At 56.1% G+C, this 16,963-nt stretch carries 17 protein-coding genes and 1 pseudogene; 8 read left to right on the top strand and 10 right to left on the bottom strand.

The window, feature by feature from the left end:
* Positions 1 to 62: 62 nt before the first annotated feature.
* Positions 63 to 603 (bottom strand): annotated as a pseudogene (locus tag HU749_RS15860) (hypothetical protein).
* A 119-nt stretch (positions 604 to 722) separates the two neighbouring features.
* Here HU749_RS15860 and HU749_RS15855 point away from each other — a divergent pair.
* Entirely contained in the window at positions 723 to 1,364 is a 642-nt protein-coding gene (locus HU749_RS15855; RefSeq protein WP_176167059.1) for a histidine phosphatase family protein, read from the top strand.
* Here the strand turns inward: HU749_RS15855 and HU749_RS15850 are convergent.
* Together HU749_RS15850 and HU749_RS15845 are read right to left on the bottom strand one after the other, a co-directional pair.
* Positions 1,353 to 2,033, bottom strand: a complete 681-nt coding sequence (locus tag HU749_RS15850) for a class I SAM-dependent methyltransferase (RefSeq protein WP_079303347.1) — start codon at positions 2,031 to 2,033, stop codon at positions 1,353 to 1,355. The genes HU749_RS15855 and HU749_RS15850 overlap by 12 nt on opposite strands.
* Positions 2,034 to 2,096: 63 nt before the next feature.
* A complete protein-coding gene (locus HU749_RS15845; RefSeq protein ID WP_018603937.1) occupies positions 2,097 to 2,726 on the bottom strand; it encodes a LysE family translocator in 630 nt (209 codons plus the stop codon).
* Positions 2,727 to 2,942: 216 nt separating this feature from the next.
* Between HU749_RS15845 and HU749_RS15840 the strand changes: the two genes are divergently transcribed.
* Both HU749_RS15840 and HU749_RS15835 read left to right on the top strand, forming a co-directional pair.
* Positions 2,943 to 3,335 (top strand): RidA family protein, encoded by a 393-nt coding sequence (locus tag HU749_RS15840; protein WP_079303348.1) that lies wholly within the window; start codon positions 2,943 to 2,945, stop codon positions 3,333 to 3,335.
* Between the two features lie 64 nt (positions 3,336 to 3,399).
* Complete coding sequence (locus HU749_RS15835) at positions 3,400 to 3,603, top strand: hypothetical protein (protein WP_139381109.1); 204 nt, start codon at positions 3,400 to 3,402, stop codon at positions 3,601 to 3,603.
* Between the two features lie 52 nt (positions 3,604 to 3,655).
* Here the strand turns inward: HU749_RS15835 and HU749_RS15830 are convergent, their stop codons facing one another.
* Entirely contained in the window at positions 3,656 to 5,203 is a 1,548-nt protein-coding gene (locus HU749_RS15830) for a TerC family protein (protein ID WP_186650158.1), read from the bottom strand.
* Between the two features lie 267 nt (positions 5,204 to 5,470).
* Complete coding sequence (locus tag HU749_RS15825) at positions 5,471 to 6,172, bottom strand: SEL1-like repeat protein (RefSeq protein ID WP_079303350.1); 702 nt, start codon at positions 6,170 to 6,172, stop codon at positions 5,471 to 5,473.
* A gap of 262 nt (positions 6,173 to 6,434) precedes the next feature.
* Here HU749_RS15825 and HU749_RS15820 point away from each other — a divergent pair, with 262 nt between their 5' ends.
* The gene (locus tag HU749_RS15820) at positions 6,435 to 6,971 is read left to right on the top strand and encodes a carboxypeptidase-like regulatory domain-containing protein (RefSeq protein ID WP_141248995.1); all 537 of its coding nucleotides are present in this window, start codon (positions 6,435 to 6,437) and stop codon (positions 6,969 to 6,971) included.
* On the opposite strand, the gene HU749_RS15815 is transcribed toward HU749_RS15820, so the two are convergent.
* From HU749_RS15815 to HU749_RS15800, 4 genes are all read right to left on the bottom strand, one after another.
* Positions 6,966 to 8,879, bottom strand: coding sequence for an HNH endonuclease family protein (locus tag HU749_RS15815; protein ID WP_095962745.1), 1,914 nt, complete (start codon positions 8,877 to 8,879; stop codon positions 6,966 to 6,968). The genes HU749_RS15820 and HU749_RS15815 overlap by 6 nt on opposite strands.
* Positions 8,821 to 9,555 (bottom strand): peptidoglycan-binding domain-containing protein, encoded by a 735-nt coding sequence (locus HU749_RS15810; protein WP_186650156.1) that lies wholly within the window; start codon positions 9,553 to 9,555, stop codon positions 8,821 to 8,823. The genes HU749_RS15815 and HU749_RS15810 overlap by 59 nt, the downstream gene beginning before the upstream one ends.
* Before the next feature lie 449 nt (positions 9,556 to 10,004).
* A complete protein-coding gene (locus tag HU749_RS15805; RefSeq protein WP_079303372.1) occupies positions 10,005 to 11,237 on the bottom strand; it encodes an HNH endonuclease in 1,233 nt (410 codons plus the stop codon).
* Positions 11,238 to 11,551: 314 nt separating this feature from the next.
* Entirely contained in the window at positions 11,552 to 11,809 is a 258-nt protein-coding gene (locus HU749_RS15800) for a type II toxin-antitoxin system PrlF family antitoxin (protein WP_079303373.1), read from the bottom strand.
* 180 nt (positions 11,810 to 11,989) lie between these two features.
* Here HU749_RS15800 and HU749_RS15795 point away from each other — a divergent pair, with 180 nt between their 5' ends.
* Positions 11,990 to 12,397, top strand: a complete 408-nt coding sequence (locus tag HU749_RS15795) for an ACT domain-containing protein (RefSeq protein WP_046062431.1) — start codon at positions 11,990 to 11,992, stop codon at positions 12,395 to 12,397.
* A 181-nt stretch (positions 12,398 to 12,578) separates the two neighbouring features.
* On the opposite strand, the gene HU749_RS15790 is transcribed toward HU749_RS15795, so the two are convergent.
* Positions 12,579 to 13,079 (bottom strand): Lrp/AsnC family transcriptional regulator, encoded by a 501-nt coding sequence (locus HU749_RS15790; RefSeq protein WP_046062430.1) that lies wholly within the window; start codon positions 13,077 to 13,079, stop codon positions 12,579 to 12,581.
* Between the two features lie 119 nt (positions 13,080 to 13,198).
* Between HU749_RS15790 and HU749_RS15785 the strand changes: the two genes are divergently transcribed.
* The 3 genes from HU749_RS15785 to HU749_RS15775 all read left to right on the top strand — a co-directional run bounded on the left by HU749_RS15785 (position 13,199) and on the right by HU749_RS15775 (position 16,932).
* Positions 13,199 to 14,233 (top strand): histone deacetylase family protein, encoded by a 1,035-nt coding sequence (locus HU749_RS15785; protein WP_079303374.1) that lies wholly within the window; start codon positions 13,199 to 13,201, stop codon positions 14,231 to 14,233.
* A gap of 50 nt (positions 14,234 to 14,283) precedes the next feature.
* Positions 14,284 to 15,339 carry an ornithine cyclodeaminase gene (gene ocd / locus HU749_RS15780; RefSeq protein ID WP_053179838.1) on the top strand — a complete coding sequence of 352 codons (1,056 nt, stop codon included), beginning with the start codon at positions 14,284 to 14,286 and terminating at the stop codon, positions 15,337 to 15,339.
* A gap of 177 nt (positions 15,340 to 15,516) precedes the next feature.
* On the top strand, positions 15,517 to 16,932 hold the full coding sequence (locus HU749_RS15775) for an amino acid permease (RefSeq protein WP_095962742.1): 1,416 nt from the start codon (positions 15,517 to 15,519) through the stop codon (positions 16,930 to 16,932).
* Positions 16,933 to 16,963: the final 31 nt, after the last annotated feature.

Raw genomic sequence — 16,963 nt, 5'->3', positions numbered from 1 at the left:
GTTTAACTCAAATCGAGCCGGTATCCGGCCGGTAACTCCCGGTCAGGCGGGCTTCATTTTCTTCACTGCCCGGTATTAGCCAAGTAGCGGGCTACTTCTTGCAACTCGCCCAAATCCGGCGCGTTATCGATAGCCGCTTCAGGCCGGCACCATGGGTACTCCAGCCTCGATGCCCAGGCCATGATCATCGGCAGATCGGTCGCTGGCAGGGTTTTCATGTGTTCGATGGTGATGGTCAGTCGCTCGACCAGTTTCGATGCTGGATCGAACTGCCAGTCATACAAGCCACAACCGACGCGTGCCTCGCCGCTGTTCTTGTCGGACATCGCCACCAGCCATTTGCACTGGAACGCCTCGGCGTTTGCCGATGGTGGGGCGGCCAGGCAGAACGTGTAGACATTTTCGAAGGTCTGGCCAAAGCGACTGACCAGCACATCGCCAATGGCGGTTCGGCCTTCGACGTGGTCGGGAAACGCGATGGAACCAGTGCGCACGACCATGTCCAGAATAGCGCTCGGTGTAAAGGCCTGGGTCCAGCAGGTGTGGGCGGTTGCCGTCCTTGGCACGGATGTACTGTTGAATCGAGAGCTGAGCGGTGTTCATCGTGTATCCCTTCAAGTTGAAAACAGCCTCGTTCGAGGCATACAAATCACTGTTCCATCACTCCGTCACCAGCATGGAGCCCGGGGCGGGGCTGATGCACAGCGATGGAGACTCGATCAATGGCGTCGTTGCCTGTATACAGGTGCACTTCGAAAGGGATTTACCGGGAAAACAAAGGAGCTGTTGCTGTGATTTACCTGATACGCCACGCTACGCCGCTGATCGATTACAAGCCCTGTAATGCGCGTTCGGCCAAGACCCTGCTGGATGAATACAACCAGACCTCATCCATCGATGAGGCTGAGATTACAGCATTCCTGAGCCAACCGGACGTGTCCCAAGGGCTTTTGGCGAGCGAAGCCAACATCATTTCCTCGCCCGTCAACAGAGCCTACGCGACGGCATGCCGGTTATTCGACGTAGCGCGTATCCAAAAAGATGCTCGGTTACGCGAATACGACCTGCGGTTAAGCAGCATTCCCGTCTTGAAAATGGGCTTGAGGCATTGGTTCGCGCTGCACAGGATTTTGTGGTTGTTAGGGATTTCAATGGGAGCCGCCAGCAGAAAAGCCGAACACCAGCGGGCGCTCGGTGTGGCCGATGAGCTTTACAACAGCTGCGGCGAACCGGGGAAGATCACGATCGTTGTCTCCCACGGCATGTTTCTCAGGACTGTCAGGAAAACCCTGCAAAAGCGCGGCATGCAGGCGCGCAGGGTGTATCGCTCGGGGTGTTTTACCGTCGAGTCGCTAACGCCGTGACGGGGATTGCTCGGCTACCAATAGCAACGATTGCGGCACCGGGCTTTGTGGGTGCTGCGGTTCCTGCAGGCCGGCCAGTCGAAAACCGGCCATGTCCAAGGCATTGAGCCAACTGGACAACGTGCGGAAATACCACGGCATGGGTTGCCATTGGCCTTTGAACCCATCGAAGGTTTCTTCTCGCCAACCGTCCTGATAATCGCCCGCCGCCACGGTCCATGGGTGCAGCGTCTGAACCACCAGCGCGCCGCCTGGGCGGAGCAGGGCGTTCATTGCAGCGAGCAACGGAATGATGTCCTGGTGCAACAGGGCGAAGTTGGCGCAGATCAGGTCGTAGCCGGAGCCGACGTACACCTTCGCCTCCACCAGCGCTTCATAGCTGGCCAGGTGCACCGGCGAGGAACCGGCTGCGCGGGCCGCATCGACCAGCGTCGCGTCGCCATCCACACCGATCGCCTCGATGCCCCGTTCAGCCAGTGCCCGCAATAACCAGCCTTCGCCGCAGCCCAAATCCAGCACACGCTCAGGCTGGCGGCTCTGAACCGCCAGCAGCATGGCCTGGTCCGTGACCGTCAGCCGGCTTTCGATGGCGCCGGTGCGGATGGCTTCGATCCAGGGCTGGGCGTTGTGGTGCCAGCTTTGGAGGAGGGTGGTTTCCGAGGACGACATTGATCCAGCTCCGCAATGGATTGGCTAAGCATAGGCCAATCGCTGGCGCAGGGAAGCCAGTGGTCAAAGCGGGCGGTCAAGAAACAACAGGCGCGCCGCCAGCGCTGTCATGACCCCGGCAAAACCATACGTGCCCAGGCGCCTTGAAATCCCGCCGCTTGCCAGTTTCGCCCTGAGCAGGGCGGCGCAAACCCCCAGCAAGGTATGGAAGACGAGGGCAATCAGTGCCAGCAATGCTCCGAGGAAGATCAACTGCAGAGTCACGCCGCCGGCCTTGACGTTGACGAACTGGGGCAGGAATACCATGAAGAACAGCAGCGCCTTGGGATTCAGGAGGCTGTTGAGGGCACCTCGGCAGAAGATTTTCCACAGCGAAGCCGCCTGAAGCTGGCTATCCTGAGTCGCTGCCGGCGTCCTCAGTGCTTGCCAGGCAAGCCACAGCAAATAACCGGCCCCGGCCAGACGTAGCAGATCGAACGCCGGCGCCCAGCTCATCACCAGCGCACCAATGCCCGCGCTGACCATCATCGTCATCAGCCCGTCCGAAAAGGAAATGCCGAGGGCGGCAGCAATGCCGGCACGCCAGCCGTGGGCCAACGCATGGCTGGTGACAAAGGCCATGTTGGGCCCCGGGACGATCAGCAAAAGCACGACAGCCACCACGAACAGGTAGAGATTGGCGGTATCCGGCATGGGGGAGCGCTCCGAGGGATGAGCCACGACAGTAAGCGAATGGCGAGGAGGGGGGCAGTTACAGTCCGGGCTTATCTGATAGCAACAGTCGTTTCTTGCGATGAGTCATCATCGCTATTGTTTGAGAATCACAAACAGTGTTATCGGAGCTCTCTGGTTTATCCCAACAATTCTGGACATTAAGGTGCTTGCATCAACAACAGAAGGATAATCCACATGAGCGTACGTGACGCCGTATTCCCCGCAGGTCGACATGATCTCTACACCTCACAAACCTATTCCGCAGCGATCAGGTCCGGTGACCTGCTGTTCGTGTCCGGCCAGGTCGGCAGTCGCAGCGATGGTTCGCCCGAGCCGGGCTTCGAGGCCCAGGTCCGTCTGGCATTCGCCAACCTTGAGGCGACTCTGGAGGCCGGTGGGTGTGGGCTCGACGACATCGTTGATGTGACGACTTTTCATACCGATCCCGAAAAACAATTCGGCACGATAATGGCCGTAAAAAGTGAACTCTTCGCGCAAGCGCCGTATCCGAACTGGACGGCAATCGGCGTCAACTGGCTTGCAGGGTTCGACTTTGAGATCAAGGTCATCGCTCGAATTCCCGGCTAAGTACCATCCGGTTGGAGTTTGACGGTCCGGATAGGTTGAAACCCGGAAGCAAGGAGAACAGACCATGTCACTTGATCCTATCTTGCTTATGGGCGGTTCTGGCGCTATTGGTCATCACACCGCCCGGGCGCTGCACGCCGCCCATCTAGGGTTGGATGGTCAGCCACCAACTCCGCCAGGGCTTTATTTCCCTTATCAACTGCTGGACGCCGCCGCGTATCTGGAGCGTCTGAAGGAGGAGGGCGGTGAGTTGCGCAAGCTTCTCTAACAAAGATGGTTGCGAGAATAAACAAGGCCGCAAATGCGGCCTCGTCTTGCGCTTACTCCTTACGCAACAACACCCTGGTCACCCGACGCTCTTCAACCTCCATCACGGTCATGCTCCAGCCTTGCCAACTGAGCGTGTCGCCAATGATCGGCAAGCGATCCAGCAAGCTCATTACCAACCCGGCAAGCGTCTGGTAATTTTCCGTCGCTTTCGCCTGGAAGCCGATGTGTTCGCTAACCTGACTGAGATTCAGGGCACCGCTGACGAGGAAACCCTCTTGCTGGGGAACAATGTTCGGGCCTTCAATTTCACTGGCATCCGGCAATTCACCGGCAATGGACTCCAGGATGTCGGTCATCGTGAGAAGACCCATGAAGTCACCGAACTCGTTCACCACGAACGCGATGTGGGTCGACTCCTTACGCATTTGCTCCAATGCGTTAAGGATCGTGAAGCTGTCGAGCAGGTTGATGGCTTTGCGCGCCATGGCCTCCAGATTCGGCTGATTGCCTGCCAGTATTTCCTTTAGCAGTTCTTTCTTATGGACAAAGCCCAGCGGCTCATCCACGCGTCCTTCCCGGATCAACGGCAAGCGCGAGTAAGAAGAGTGCATCAGCGCCGTACGGATTTCTTGCGGAGCATCTGCCAAATCGAGGTGGTCAATTTGCGCACGAGGCGTCATCACACTGCGTATCGGCCGCTCGGCCAATTGCAGCACGCCACTGATCATGACCCGTTCGCGCCGATGGAAAACCTGCTCCGGTTCGTCGCCTTCCAGCATGTCGGCGATTTCCTCGCCGACTTCATCGGCCCCCAGCTTTTGACCGCCCAGCAGGCGCAACACCGCATGGGCGGTACGCTCGCGCATCGGCCGAAGACCTTGCAGGCTTTTCTTGCGACGCGAGCGCGCCAACTGGTTGAACAGTTCGATCAGGATCGAGAAACCAATTGCGGCGTACAAGTAGCCTTTCGGAATGTGGAAACCCAGGCCCTCAGCAGTGAGGCTGAAGCCGATCATCATCAGGAAACCCAGGCACAGCATGATGACGGTAGGGTGGCCGTTGACGAATTTTGTCAGCGGCTTGCTCGCGATCATCATCAAGCCGATCGAGAACATCACCGCGATCATCATGACCGACAGGTGCTCCACCATCCCCACGGCCGTGATCACCGCATCCAGGGAAAAGACCGCGTCCAGTACCACAATCTGCGCAACGATAGGCCAGAACATCGCATAGGCGGCATTGCCGGCACGTTGCGCCACGTGGCCTTCGAGTCGCTCATGCAACTCCATGGTTGCCTTGAACAACAGGAACACGCCGCCGAACAGCATGATCAAGTCTCGACCCGAGAATGTCTTGCCAAAGACCTCGAACAGCGGGTTGGTCAATGTCACCATCCAGGAGATGCTGGCGAGGAGGCCAAGGCGCATCAGCAACGCCAGGGACAGGCCGATGATACGGGCACGGTCGCGCTGCTCGGGCGGAAGTTTGTCAGCCAGGATGGCGATGAATACGAGGTTGTCGATGCCGAGCACCAGCTCCAGCACGATCAAGGTCAGCAGGCCCAGCCATGCCGTGGGGTCAACGATCCATTCCATGGATTATTCGCTCCCTCGGACGATCAATGCGAGGGAAGGGGGCTGCAATGCACATGTGCAGGCCATAGGGGCGCAGGAGAGAAAACGGTTCGTCGAAAGGCGACTGGGAGGTTCCTGGAGCGTGTTCATACAGACCTGGAAATAATTGGGGAAGAAATCCTACAACGATTTCCAATACTTCATACGAGACGATTTATTACAGGATCTGACAGGGCAGCGATCGATGGGACAGTTGTGCATCGTATCTGCCATGTTTTGGAAGCAATATTATTTAAGATACGCCATGCGTTTTTTTGCTATGTAGCAGTCATTGGTATCAATAGCCTTCTGGTAATACTCCAAGCGCTTCGATCGATTGCTATCGCCTTGTAGCCGATAGATTTCCGCTTGGTAGTCACGAACATTACCCCATTGCATGGCAAGGCCGACAGGTTCCTCAGGCTTGCATTCAAGACGGACAACAGGCTGTGGAAAATATTTTTCGTAGAGCGGCATGCTGGTTTCTATGGCCTGTAATGCTTTTTGGTACTCGGACCTATCAGTGGACGCCAGGCACCAATGTGCAATTTCAAGTGCCGGTGGAGCAAAGCCTTGAGCAAGGCTTCGTTCAAACAAGGGGCAAGCTTTCTCCTTGATCACGTCGCTCGGAGATAGCATCGCGTAGATCAGTCCGAGGCGATATTGGGCTACGGGATGATCAAGGGCCGCTGCTTGTTCAAGCAAAGTGAAGGCTGGCTTGAGTAGTGCACCGCCTTCTTCCGCTAAGGTCAGGGAGCGCTGTCTCTCCTCTTCGTTTGTCGTTGGCGTATCAGCTGTCACTGCTACGAGCTTGTCATTCGCTTGTAGCAGATACGGGACAGCTTCCTGGTAGAGGCTCTCTCCACGAGGATCTATATGCAGTGTGCTGGCTACGCATAATTGCGGCAGCAGACACGCTATCAGGGTGTAGCTCCAACGGTTGAGGGACACAGACGGGCCTCCTGGCGTTAACTATTTGGGAGGGGAATAGATTACCGTGTTATTGCGTAGCGGGCAGGGCCACTGTTGCATTGTCCGCTAAGCCAGAATGTCCAGATCATCTACACTGCCCCTTCATCCTCCTGCCCGGGACTGGCGGCCTATGCGGATATGTTTTTTTGATGGCGCCGATCGCATCGAGTTGGGGTCTCGATCCAGCCTTGCTGACGGTCCGTCCATGCTGCAAGGGGGGAGTGGGGCGAGCAGGATCGAATTGCGTGAAGCGTGGCAGGCGGACAGCTTTATTCACCGACATTTTGCCGGGGCCGATCAGATACACCGTTTGCGCGCGCTGTTATCCGCCCAGGAGTCTCTGGTCCATCTACTGGACGATCACGAAGTTCGCCGCCAGGTAGCCAGCAAACTATGGAGCGGGGAGCTGTGCGCTTACGTTTATCCATACCAACCGCCGATGCCCGTTCGCGTACCGGCTTCGGTCGCTGTAGAAGAGGTTGCTGCGCCGGTGTCCTCCGCAGCCCGCAAACGTCTGCCGGTAAAAGCCTCATCCGAATCCGCCAGTCGACCTGAGCCGGTGGTGGTGCTGACATTCGTGGAGATCGAGTTAGTGGATATGCAGGGGCAGCCCGTTGCAGGGGAGTCCTATGTCATTGCATTGCCAAACGGGACCCAGCACAGCGGTGTGCTTGACGAACTCGGACGGGCGAGGGTGGACGGCCTAGATCCGGGCAACTGTCAGGTGACGTTTCCGGAATTGGATCGGCGTGCGGTGGAGCGCTGGAAGGGCTCATGAATTGGACTTTAGACGGATATGCTGCCACGCGGCGTCCAGATTTTGGGGCATGCCGGCACGCTTGCGCAGCCCGGTGGCCTTGGGCGTGATCCAGGGTTTCGGTGGAGTTGGCAGCGGAAATGGCAATACTGTTTCGGGAGTATTGCCCATTTTCAGCATGTCGATGGCCTCGGCAACTTCCGTCAGTGTGACACGCATGCTGCTGGTGCTGTTGCTCACATCTTCGTTTGCGCAGGCCTGGCACCGACGGTCGAGCTCAGCGGCAAGTAGTTCACCATCCTGACCGATCTTGACCACTTCGCTGCACCAGAGAGCTGTCTGATTCAGGTTTCGATTCTGGGTGAACGCCTGCGTCGCATGGTTGAGCCTGGCGACGATCTGATTGCAATGGGCAGTGAGGTCTTCTGCGAGATCCGGCCCGTATTCCGTCAGGTTTTGGTTCATCGTGTCTATCGCGCTGCGCCATGTATCCTTGTCGCACTCATAGGTTTCCAGGGCATTCCAGACGTCAAGGACATCGCGTTCGTGGTTCAGAAAAGCAGTGACAAAAGCCGGGTCGTAACGGGGAAAGCCTTTTTGGTCCTTGTAAAATTTGGCGTGCAGAGCCATGACCTTTGCCAGGCGGTCGCGGCAGACGTATTCGATGTGTGTTTGCTCAAATCCGGCGTCCCATAACGGGGCATACGCATCAAGGGTGTCGCGCAACGCTTGCAGCGCCTCCATGTCCGCCTGGTAGGTAGCCAGGATGACCGCATGCAGGCCGAGCCGGGGAAGTTCGTGGACACTGCGGGTGGCCGGGGCATTCCCGCTTTGTGCTGCCTGCAGCTGAGTGATGTGCTCGCGTGACTGCATCACGTGCCTGGCCAGCTCCAGGCTCCAGCAGGCAAAGGCATCCATCGCCAAGGCTGAAAATGGCGCCTGGGGTGTCGTCGAGTAGTACAAAAACTCGATGGCCGAGCGGGTTTGATCCTCCGACACCGGGTAAGCGGCGGGGTATTTCACCTGGTAGCGCAATGTTGGCACTGTCAGGGTCTTGAACCACTCGTCTCCACGCTGCCATTTCAGAAACTCGATCGTCAGGTCGAAGCTGCGGGTCATCTCCAGGAACACGCCCCGCAACATCGCCAGGTGCCGCATGCGGGCAAACACAAGCTCCTTGCGGTTCAGGCCGAGGACAAGAATGTTTTTGCCACCCCTGTCGCTCGTGGGTTGCATTTGTTGGTTACGGTCATTGAGAGGAGCGGGAAGGGCTTGTCCCGTCTCTGAGTCGAAGCTGATGTGTTCGCGCGGATTCTCGGTGACAGGATTGATCAACACCGGCTTTTCGGCATTGCTCGGGTTGTCCCACGCGTCGTGTTGCGGTGGGGTGAAACGACCCCATTCGCCAATGGCTTGCCAGAACTCGTCCTCGGTGTCGAAGTCTTCCAGGCTCGGCGGCGGATCCGTCAGGTTGTCCGGTATCACGTCGAAGTAGTTCTTCTTGTAGGTCTCGTTGCACTCCTTGCATGACCACAAGTGGTTGCTCCAGTCGTAAACGTATTGAAAATAGCCGAGGTTATCGAGTGCCTGGGCGCCCACTGGGACGAAACCGTCGTGGCGTTTTTTCGGCCGAAAGTGCTCTACATCACCGCCTGCGGTGCTCATGAAGCGCGCCTCGCAAAAGGCACATTTGCCATGTTGGTCCACCTTCAGCAGCGCCTTGGCGTGAGGCGGTTTGTACTGATCGTCGTCGATGACGATCTTCATCGCGCCATTCGGGACAGTCTTTGTTTTGGCGGTGTTGGTGCCTTTGGTGCAGAGGACCACCACTGCGCCAGCCTGGACAGCCTGCTGGACCGTTTTTTTCATCTCATCGTGCGAGCGCTGTAGCGCGGGAGGGGCCGTTGGCGTTTTGTGAACCCGGATCATAGGGGGCCTCTCCGTGGTAGCCGTGGAGTGTCGCGCGTACGGCATCGCTCAGTAACTCATCGTCGTCGGTCAATCCGGCCTGCATCTTGAACGCACCGATGGCCACCCGGGTCGCGTCATTCATCTGACCGTCGCATTCGCCGCTGAAGTAGCCGAGGCCACGCAAGCGTTGTTGCACGCCCTTGAGGGTGCTGATCGGGTCGAGCGCGCGAAGCCTCAATTGGTAGTCACGGGAGAAGCCGTCAAAGGTTACGCGTACGGTGATGTCATCGGCGGTTGGCTCAAGCGGCCAGACGATATCGCCGTTAGCTTCGGCCGTGCCACGCCCCAGCAGCGTGTCGCCACGCAATACTTCGAAGTGGCGCGCCAGGCCTTGTCCGGCGAGTGCATAAGGACGAAACCTGAGCATGGCCGGCGTGTTCAGCACGCGGAAAGTGTGCCTTCGCCCGGTGGCGTTCTGTTCGAAGGTCGCTGTCGTGCGTGGGGGGACGAACAATAAATCACCTGTCGCAAGCGCCGTTCCGTCCGGGTGTTGACGGCGCAGATCGGCATTGCGTGGGTGATCCCAGAGTGTCGAGCGTGCATGTCCATAGGCGTAGGCCACGCTGTCGACACTTTCAGCGGCTCCCAGTGTCAGGACGATGCCGTCACCGCCAGGGTCCGATCTGGCATTCATACTGTTCGTTCCTTCCTTGTTTGTCGCACGGTGGCTGCGTGTAGGAAATCGCGCCGATTCAGCAGGCGATTTAAACCTTAGTACGTTATGTGGGTTTTGGGAGCGTTGAAGAATATCGGCGACTTCACAGTATGGTATTCAGAGGATGGGATTGGCTTCAAATCCAGCCATCAACGGGGGCCACGGGAATATCTGAAAGTACACATAATGTATATTATGTTAAACGGCGTGTTTGTTGAATGGTTTCATCTCGTCTATGCATGCACACCCTCGGGTGCTATTGCCGTTGGCCAGCAGGTCGACAGCTACGCTTCAGGCTTGTTCGGTTTGACTGATACCCGTCACTTCAATACGAACGTGAAGCCCGAATGCCCTGGATAAATTCAAGACGTCCGGTGAGCGATCTCTGACAAGGGGCGCGATTCAGTTACGATTCTAGGGCCCCTCTGTTAGCGTCCAGATACTTTGCGGTGAGCAGTCAAGTGGTCTGGGTGAGGCCCCTCTGATGCATCAGTGGGAACACGTAGTGGCTTTCCTTTAAGGAAGGCGTACTCGCTACCTTGCAATCGCTCCGACGTCTGAATATGCAGTTGCTCATCGATCCATATGAGGCCTTTGTCGAACAGCGTATGGATGTCTGCACGCAATAGCAGGCCGTTGTCGGTGCGGTTAGTGTGGGCGCCCAGGTAAGGTTTGATATGGGCTGCCTCAAGTATCTCGACGACGGCGCAACCGGTCATTGCGCAGCGTCGGTCATAGGCAGAGAGAAGTGCCGCTTTAAAAACGCCCTGCCCCTCACGGATCACTATCGCCCCTTGCTGGCGACGTCGCTCATCCTCCTCTGATTCTATGGGATTGAGCGCCTCGTCTGTCACCTGCTTGTGCGCCTCAGCAAGCGCCTGCTCAAAGTCAGTTGATTCGATTTGCACCACCCTGAAACGCCCACCCACCTCGCGCTCGATATCCCAGATCCCGTGCACAACAGGTCGATACAGCTGATAAGTTACGTTACGCCTGGAGCCTTCTCGAAAGAGCGCGTCCATCGCATGGCCACCATCGGTTCTGAATCTTTTACGGTATCGGTCATAGTGGCGTCGGTTGACGTCATTAACGGTCAACAACGTCGCATTCTCACGGGCATCGCCGTTGAACTCATCCGGATGATGCTGCGACAACCAGGTCTGAATTTCCCGGATGGAGCACGGTCGGCCAATAGCCTGAACCGCGGACAGTACGCGCCAATATTTTGCTGGCTTGGTTGCGGTGCTACGGCGCTTCAGTAGCTCAATGATTTTCTCAGCAACGCCAACATCGCGCTCGCGTTCCTTCGTTTGTCTTGGAGCCGATTGGCTAACTTCATCGAGTGTTACAGCGTTTGCGATGTTCTCTACGGTATAGAGCCATGAAACGCCCCGCTCATGACGATGATCCGACAGAGACCCGGGCACATCCTCGTCGTACAAGACGTAACTGCCGATGTCTGAAACGATTCCTGCGCCGACGTAACCGCGCTTGTTGCAGTAGGCGATGAGCCAATCCCCTTCTGCCATGTCATGCAGGATGACGTCACCTCGATCTCCGGGATCACCGAAGTAACCAGCGGTGATAACTCCCCGCTGCCGCAGCTCGCTCCACCACTCGTTGATGTAAGGGGAACCGATGTTAAAGATGTGGTAATCCATTGGCTACTGCTCCATATGCCGTCAACTGATGCCATCAATGCCCAAAAAACAGCCGGGCGAAGCTATTACAATGCAGCCAATATCGCCATCAAATCCTGAACATCCCTTTCTCACCAGCGGCCAGTCGCACACAACGACAATTAGTCTTGAAAGCCGACCTGGATTTGTTGCACCCGAGCCGCCATGTGCGGGCTCAAGTACAGACGCTCATGAAAAAATTTGAATCGAAGGTACGGCGGCGGGGCATCAAGTGGTCTAGTTACAGACCTAAATCACTGCTCAATTGATCCTCCTTCATTTCATCAGTGCCCAGGTCATTGACCACGATCCACTTCTACATCACCGACTAGCGTGGTGATGCGAGCGATCAACTCCCAGTTCAACGACTGCAATTGTTCGGGTCGGTGAAGAATATCAGCTGCCAAGAAGTCCAGCATCTGGAATACGGCACAGTCTTCTTTCGAGGGTTCAATCCCTTCCAAATGCCGTGATCGGTCCACCTTAAAAAGAAAACCATTCAGAAAGGCTACGGTTTGAAGAACGGACCATGCCATGGCCCCCAGATACTTCATGTACACCGCTTCATGCCCTACACGCGCTTGGCGTTCTCATATCGCTAAGCCCCCATTCGTTCGCCATATGCTCAACATCTGCAACATTAGATTTGCTAATCCTGCATCATAAAAATTAATTTTTCTTATCAGAAAAATCGCGGAGACTAGGGACGTCAACAATCAATAGAGCCTTATGAAATGTCGGGTGAAAAATCAATAGCAAAACTACTCCACGGCATGAGCCCTTCATTGAATGAGGGTAACTATGTCTTCTGCACTGTCAAAAACAGCAACATCCTTGAGGGGCAGGAAGTGCTGGGGAGCTTTCGGGAGAAGGAAGGCGTAACGGTAATCCTCGAGCAATCCGCAGCTCTGGCGCTTGGTCTTGAATTCGAATATGTCGCCGCCTGGATTACCTTGACCATCCACTCGGCGCTGGATGCTGTTGGCTTGACGGCTGCCTTTGCAACCGCTCTGGGCAATGCTGGCATCAGCTGTAATGTCATCGCGGCTTACTACCACGACCACATTTTTGTGGGCAAAGATGATGCGCAGAAAGCAATGGATGTTCTGCAGGAGCTCGCGCGATCTGGATCTGGTGACTAAAAAGCACCTCGAAGCATTCGCGGAGCGCTATTGAAAATGCTTGGCGCAAAGGCAAAAGCCACTCTCAATGCCCATTGTTGTGCCTCATCGGAGTTACCCTCCTCCCCGCCTATGCTGAGCATCCTTTGATGCAAACGGCTTAAAGCAGTGTGCTTAATAGAGGGCAAGATCGTCAACCCACTCACTCCTTGCTCGATTTGGGTATCGCAATCCGGCTACTGGTCTTGACCTCGCGCAACGCCAGGCTCGACTGAATGGATGCAATACCCACCTGGCGCCTGAGCACCTGCTCGATAAAGTCACTGTAGCTATCAAGATCCTCTGCCAACACTTGCAACACGTAATCGGCATCGCCGGTGATCTTGTGGCAAGACAACACTTCAGGTAATTGCGCAATCACCGCCTCGAAGGCGTCGGGAGCGTGATCGGCGTGGGTGGAAAAACGGATGTGCACGAACGCCATGATATCCAACCCCAGCATGCGTCGATCAAGGTTGGCCTGATAGCCCTTGATCACGCCCGCTTCCTCCATTCTCTTACGTCGGCGCCAGCAAGGCGTGAGGCTTAACGACAGGCGTTCACTGAGCTCGGCGTTGGAAATGCTCGCATCATCTTGCAGCAATGTGAGTATCGCCAGGTCCGTCTCGTCGAGGCTGATGCGTTTGGATGATTTTTTCTGCATTTTGCGAATCCTGAGTAAAAACGCCCGAAAAATCTAACAAACCACGAATATAAAGCAAAGAAAGCGCGTCCAGTCCAGAACAGAATATTTGCACTGGTTCACATTAACGGATGCGCAGAATGTTTACAGTTTTCAGTGATTCCCACCGTTTGCACCACGGCACCGAATTGAAAGACGGCGTGCTCAAGCCCTCGTTCGAACAGCCCAGCCGGGCCGATACCGTCCATGATCGAGTCAAGCAGGTAGGCCTTGGCCAGATCGTCGAACCACGGGCATTTGACCGGTCGTGTTACGTCAATGCCCACAGCGAGCGCTACGTCAGCTTTCTTGAAAGCGCATGGTCGGAATGGTGTGCGACCGGGCGTACCCACGACGCCTTGCCGCTGGTATGGCCAGTGCGCGATTTGTCCAACGATCAAGTCCCGACTTTCATCGACGGAAAGCTCGGCTTCTTCGCCATGGATGCCGGTTCTCCGATTACCGCGACCACATGGCAAGCCGTAAAGACCAGCGCGGACATCGCCCTCACCGGCCTGGCGCTGATCGATGAAGGCCACGACAGTGCCTTCGCCTTGTGCCGTCCGCCCGGCCATCACGCAGCGCGTGAGTACATGGGCGGTTATTGCTATCTCAATAACGCCGCCATTGCCGCACAACAGGCCATCACTCAAGGCGCAAAAAGTGTCGCGGTACTGGACGTCGACTTCCATCATGGCAACGGCACCCAGAATATCTTCTACGAACGCAGTGATGTCATGTTCGTGTCGTTGCACGGCGAACCCGCGGTGTCTTATCCGTACTACTCAGGCTTCAGTCACGAAGTCGGCGCCGGCCATGGCGAAGGTTACAACCTCAACTACCCGTTGCCGAAAAACACCACCTGGGAAAGCTATCGCAGCGCCCTGCTCCACGCTTGCAGGAAACTCCAGCAATTCGCCCCTGAGGTGCTGGTTATTTCACTCGGCGTCGACACGTTCAAGGACGACCCCATCAGCCACTTCCTGCTGGAAAGCGAAGATTTCATCGGCATCGGCGAGCTGATAGCGGCTGTGGGCTGCCCCACTCTGTTCGTGATGGAAGGCGGCTACATGGTCGATGAAATCGGAATCAATGCGGTCAATGTGCTGCATGGTTTCGAGAGCAAACGCAGCTGAGCCGTCCCCTGCCCCGCAACGTTGTTACTACTGAACCGGAGAATAAAAACATGACTCTTTTCATAGACGTCGATCATGCCGCACGCCTGTTCGCCACGGTGGGCATCCGTCGCGCAATCCGCGAAATGGCAGATTACATCGAAGCTGATTATTCACGTTGGGCGCAGTTTGATAAGTCGCCTCGCACCGCCAACCATTCGGCCAAGGGTGTGATCGAGTTGATGCCGACCGACGATGGCCAGCAGTACTCGTTCAAATACGTCAATGGTCATCCGGACAACGGTCAAAGCAACTTGCTGACGGTCATGGCCTTCGGGGTCCTGGCCGATGTCCACAGCGGCTATCCAACCCTGCTCAGTGAACTGACGCTGACCACCGCTGTGCGCACTGCGGCGACCTCCGCCTTGGTCGCGAAGTCCTTGGCGCGCCCGGATGCCCGCATCATGGCAATCATCGGCAATGGCGCCCAAAGCGAATTTCAGGCCCTCGCCTTCCATGAAATGCTATCGATCAAGGAATTGCGCATATTCGATATCGATCGCGACGCCTCGCTTAAGTTGAAGCGCAACCTGGCCGCGTTCCCGGATCTTGAGGTGATCCTGGCCGGCTCTGTGCAAGAAGCGGTCAAGGGCGCAGACATCGTCACCACGGTCACTGCAGATAAAGCCTACGCAACGATCCTGACGCCCGAGATGATCGAACCCGGCATGCATATCAATGCCGTAGGGGGTGACTGTCCGGGGAAAACCGAGCTGCACGCCGAGATCTTGCGCAATGCCCGGGTCATCGTTGAATTTGAACCTCAGACCCGGATTGAAGGTGACATCCAGCAATTGGAAGCAGACTTTCCCGTCGTCGAGTTTTTCCGGATTGTTCAGGGCGAAATCAAGGGCCGCGAGAACGACGCGCAGGTCACCGTGTTCGATTCGGTGGGCTTTGCCCTCGAAGACTTTTCGTCATTGCGCTACGTGCTAGACCTGGCCCAGGAGCATGCAATCGGTGAGCACATCCACTTGGTGCCGAGGCCTGCCAACATAAAAGACCTCTACCAGATCCTGGATCAGCAGCCAGCAATCATCCCCTCACGCCTGCGCACAGTGAGTTGAAAAAACCATAAGTGATGCCCCTGAGCAAAGTGCCTAGGGGCTACGTACCACTGTGGGTACGCGGCAAATCTCGCTCTGCAAAAACAACCACCGTCAGTAGCCGTTGCATCTCTAACAAATACGCAAGACACCACTTTTCTGCCAAAACTCAAAAACATAAAATCAAGAGGTTTTGTAATGAAATCAACTCCCTCAGGGCTGATTGAACAGCCCGCGCTGCAGCGCACCCTCAGCAAACGTCACATTCAGTTAATGGCCATGGGAGGCGCCATCGGTACAGGCCTGTTCATGGGGTCCGGGAAGATCATTGCCCTCTCGGGCACGTCGATCATCCTCATCTACATGATCATCGGTCTGTTCGTTTATTTCGTCATGCGTGCCATGGGCGAAATGCTGCTCTCGAACTTGAACTTCAAAACCTTCGCAGATTTTGCCGGTGCCTACCTCGGCCCGCGCGCGGCATTCTTCCTTGGCTGGTCGTATTGGTTGAGCTGGAGCGTCGCGGTGATAGGTGATGCCGTCGTGGTCGGCGGATTTTTTCAGTATTGGTTCCCCGATATACCTGCCTGGATACCGGCCATCGGTATGCTGATGACACTGTTCGCCTTGAATGTGCTGACGGTCAGGCTTTTTGGTGAAGTGGAGTTCTGGTTCGCGATCATCAAGATCATTGCCGTCATCACCCTGATTGGCGTCAGCATGGTGCTGATTGCCAGCTCCTTTGTCTCACCCAGCGGTGTTACTGCTTCGCTGAACCACTTGCTGGATAAACAAGCCGCGTTCCCCAACGGCCTGTTCGGTTTCTTTGCCGGTTTCCAGATGGCAATCTTCTCATTTGCCGGCACCGAACTGATCGGTACTGCCGCCGCCGAAACCCGCAACCCCGAGAAGACGCTACCGAAAGCCATCAACTCGATTCCGCTGAGAATCATCCTGTTTTATGTGCTGGCACTGGCCTGCATTATTGCAGTGACTTCGTGGCAACAGGTTTCGCCCAACAAGAGCCCTTTCGTCGAGCTGTTCCTGGTTGCAGGTTTTCCCGCGGCAGCCGGTATCGTCAACTTTGTGGTGCTGACGTCTGCCGCCTCCTCGGCCAACAGTGGTGTATTTTCGTCTAGCCGCATGCTGTTCGGACTTGCCAACCAGGACAACGCTCCGGGGATTTTCCGACGTCTGTCGAGCAATAGCGTGCCTCTGCTGAGCCTGGCGTTCACCACACTGTTAATGCTCGTGGGGGTGCTGCTGCTTTTCATCGTTCCTGAAGTGATGACCGCATTCACCATTGTTTCTACTGTATCGGCAATCCTGGTGATTTTTACTTGGTCGACCATCCTTGCATCGTATATCGCCTATCGCAAAAAGCGACCTGAGCTGCACGCGAAATCGGCCTACAAAATGCCTGGCGGCGTACCAATGGCCTGGTTTTCCTTGGCGTTCCTGGGCTTTGTTCTTTGTCTGCTGGCATTGAGACCTGACACCCGTATTGCGTTGATGGTAATGCCGGGTTGGTTCATCTGGTTGGCAATTGCTTACCAACTGACCTGTTCCAGAAAACCTAAAACCGCTGCCGAAGCTGCCAGTCAATACGGCTGAGATGTTTGGGTGCCCCGCAAACCTCAACTCA

Source organism: Pseudomonas ogarae, from assembly GCF_014268695.2.
GTDB lineage: Bacteria > Pseudomonadota > Gammaproteobacteria > Pseudomonadales > Pseudomonadaceae > Aquipseudomonas > Aquipseudomonas kilonensis.
Note: the sequence above shows the minus strand (reverse complement) of the source record. Positions and strands in the feature narration are given on the sequence as shown.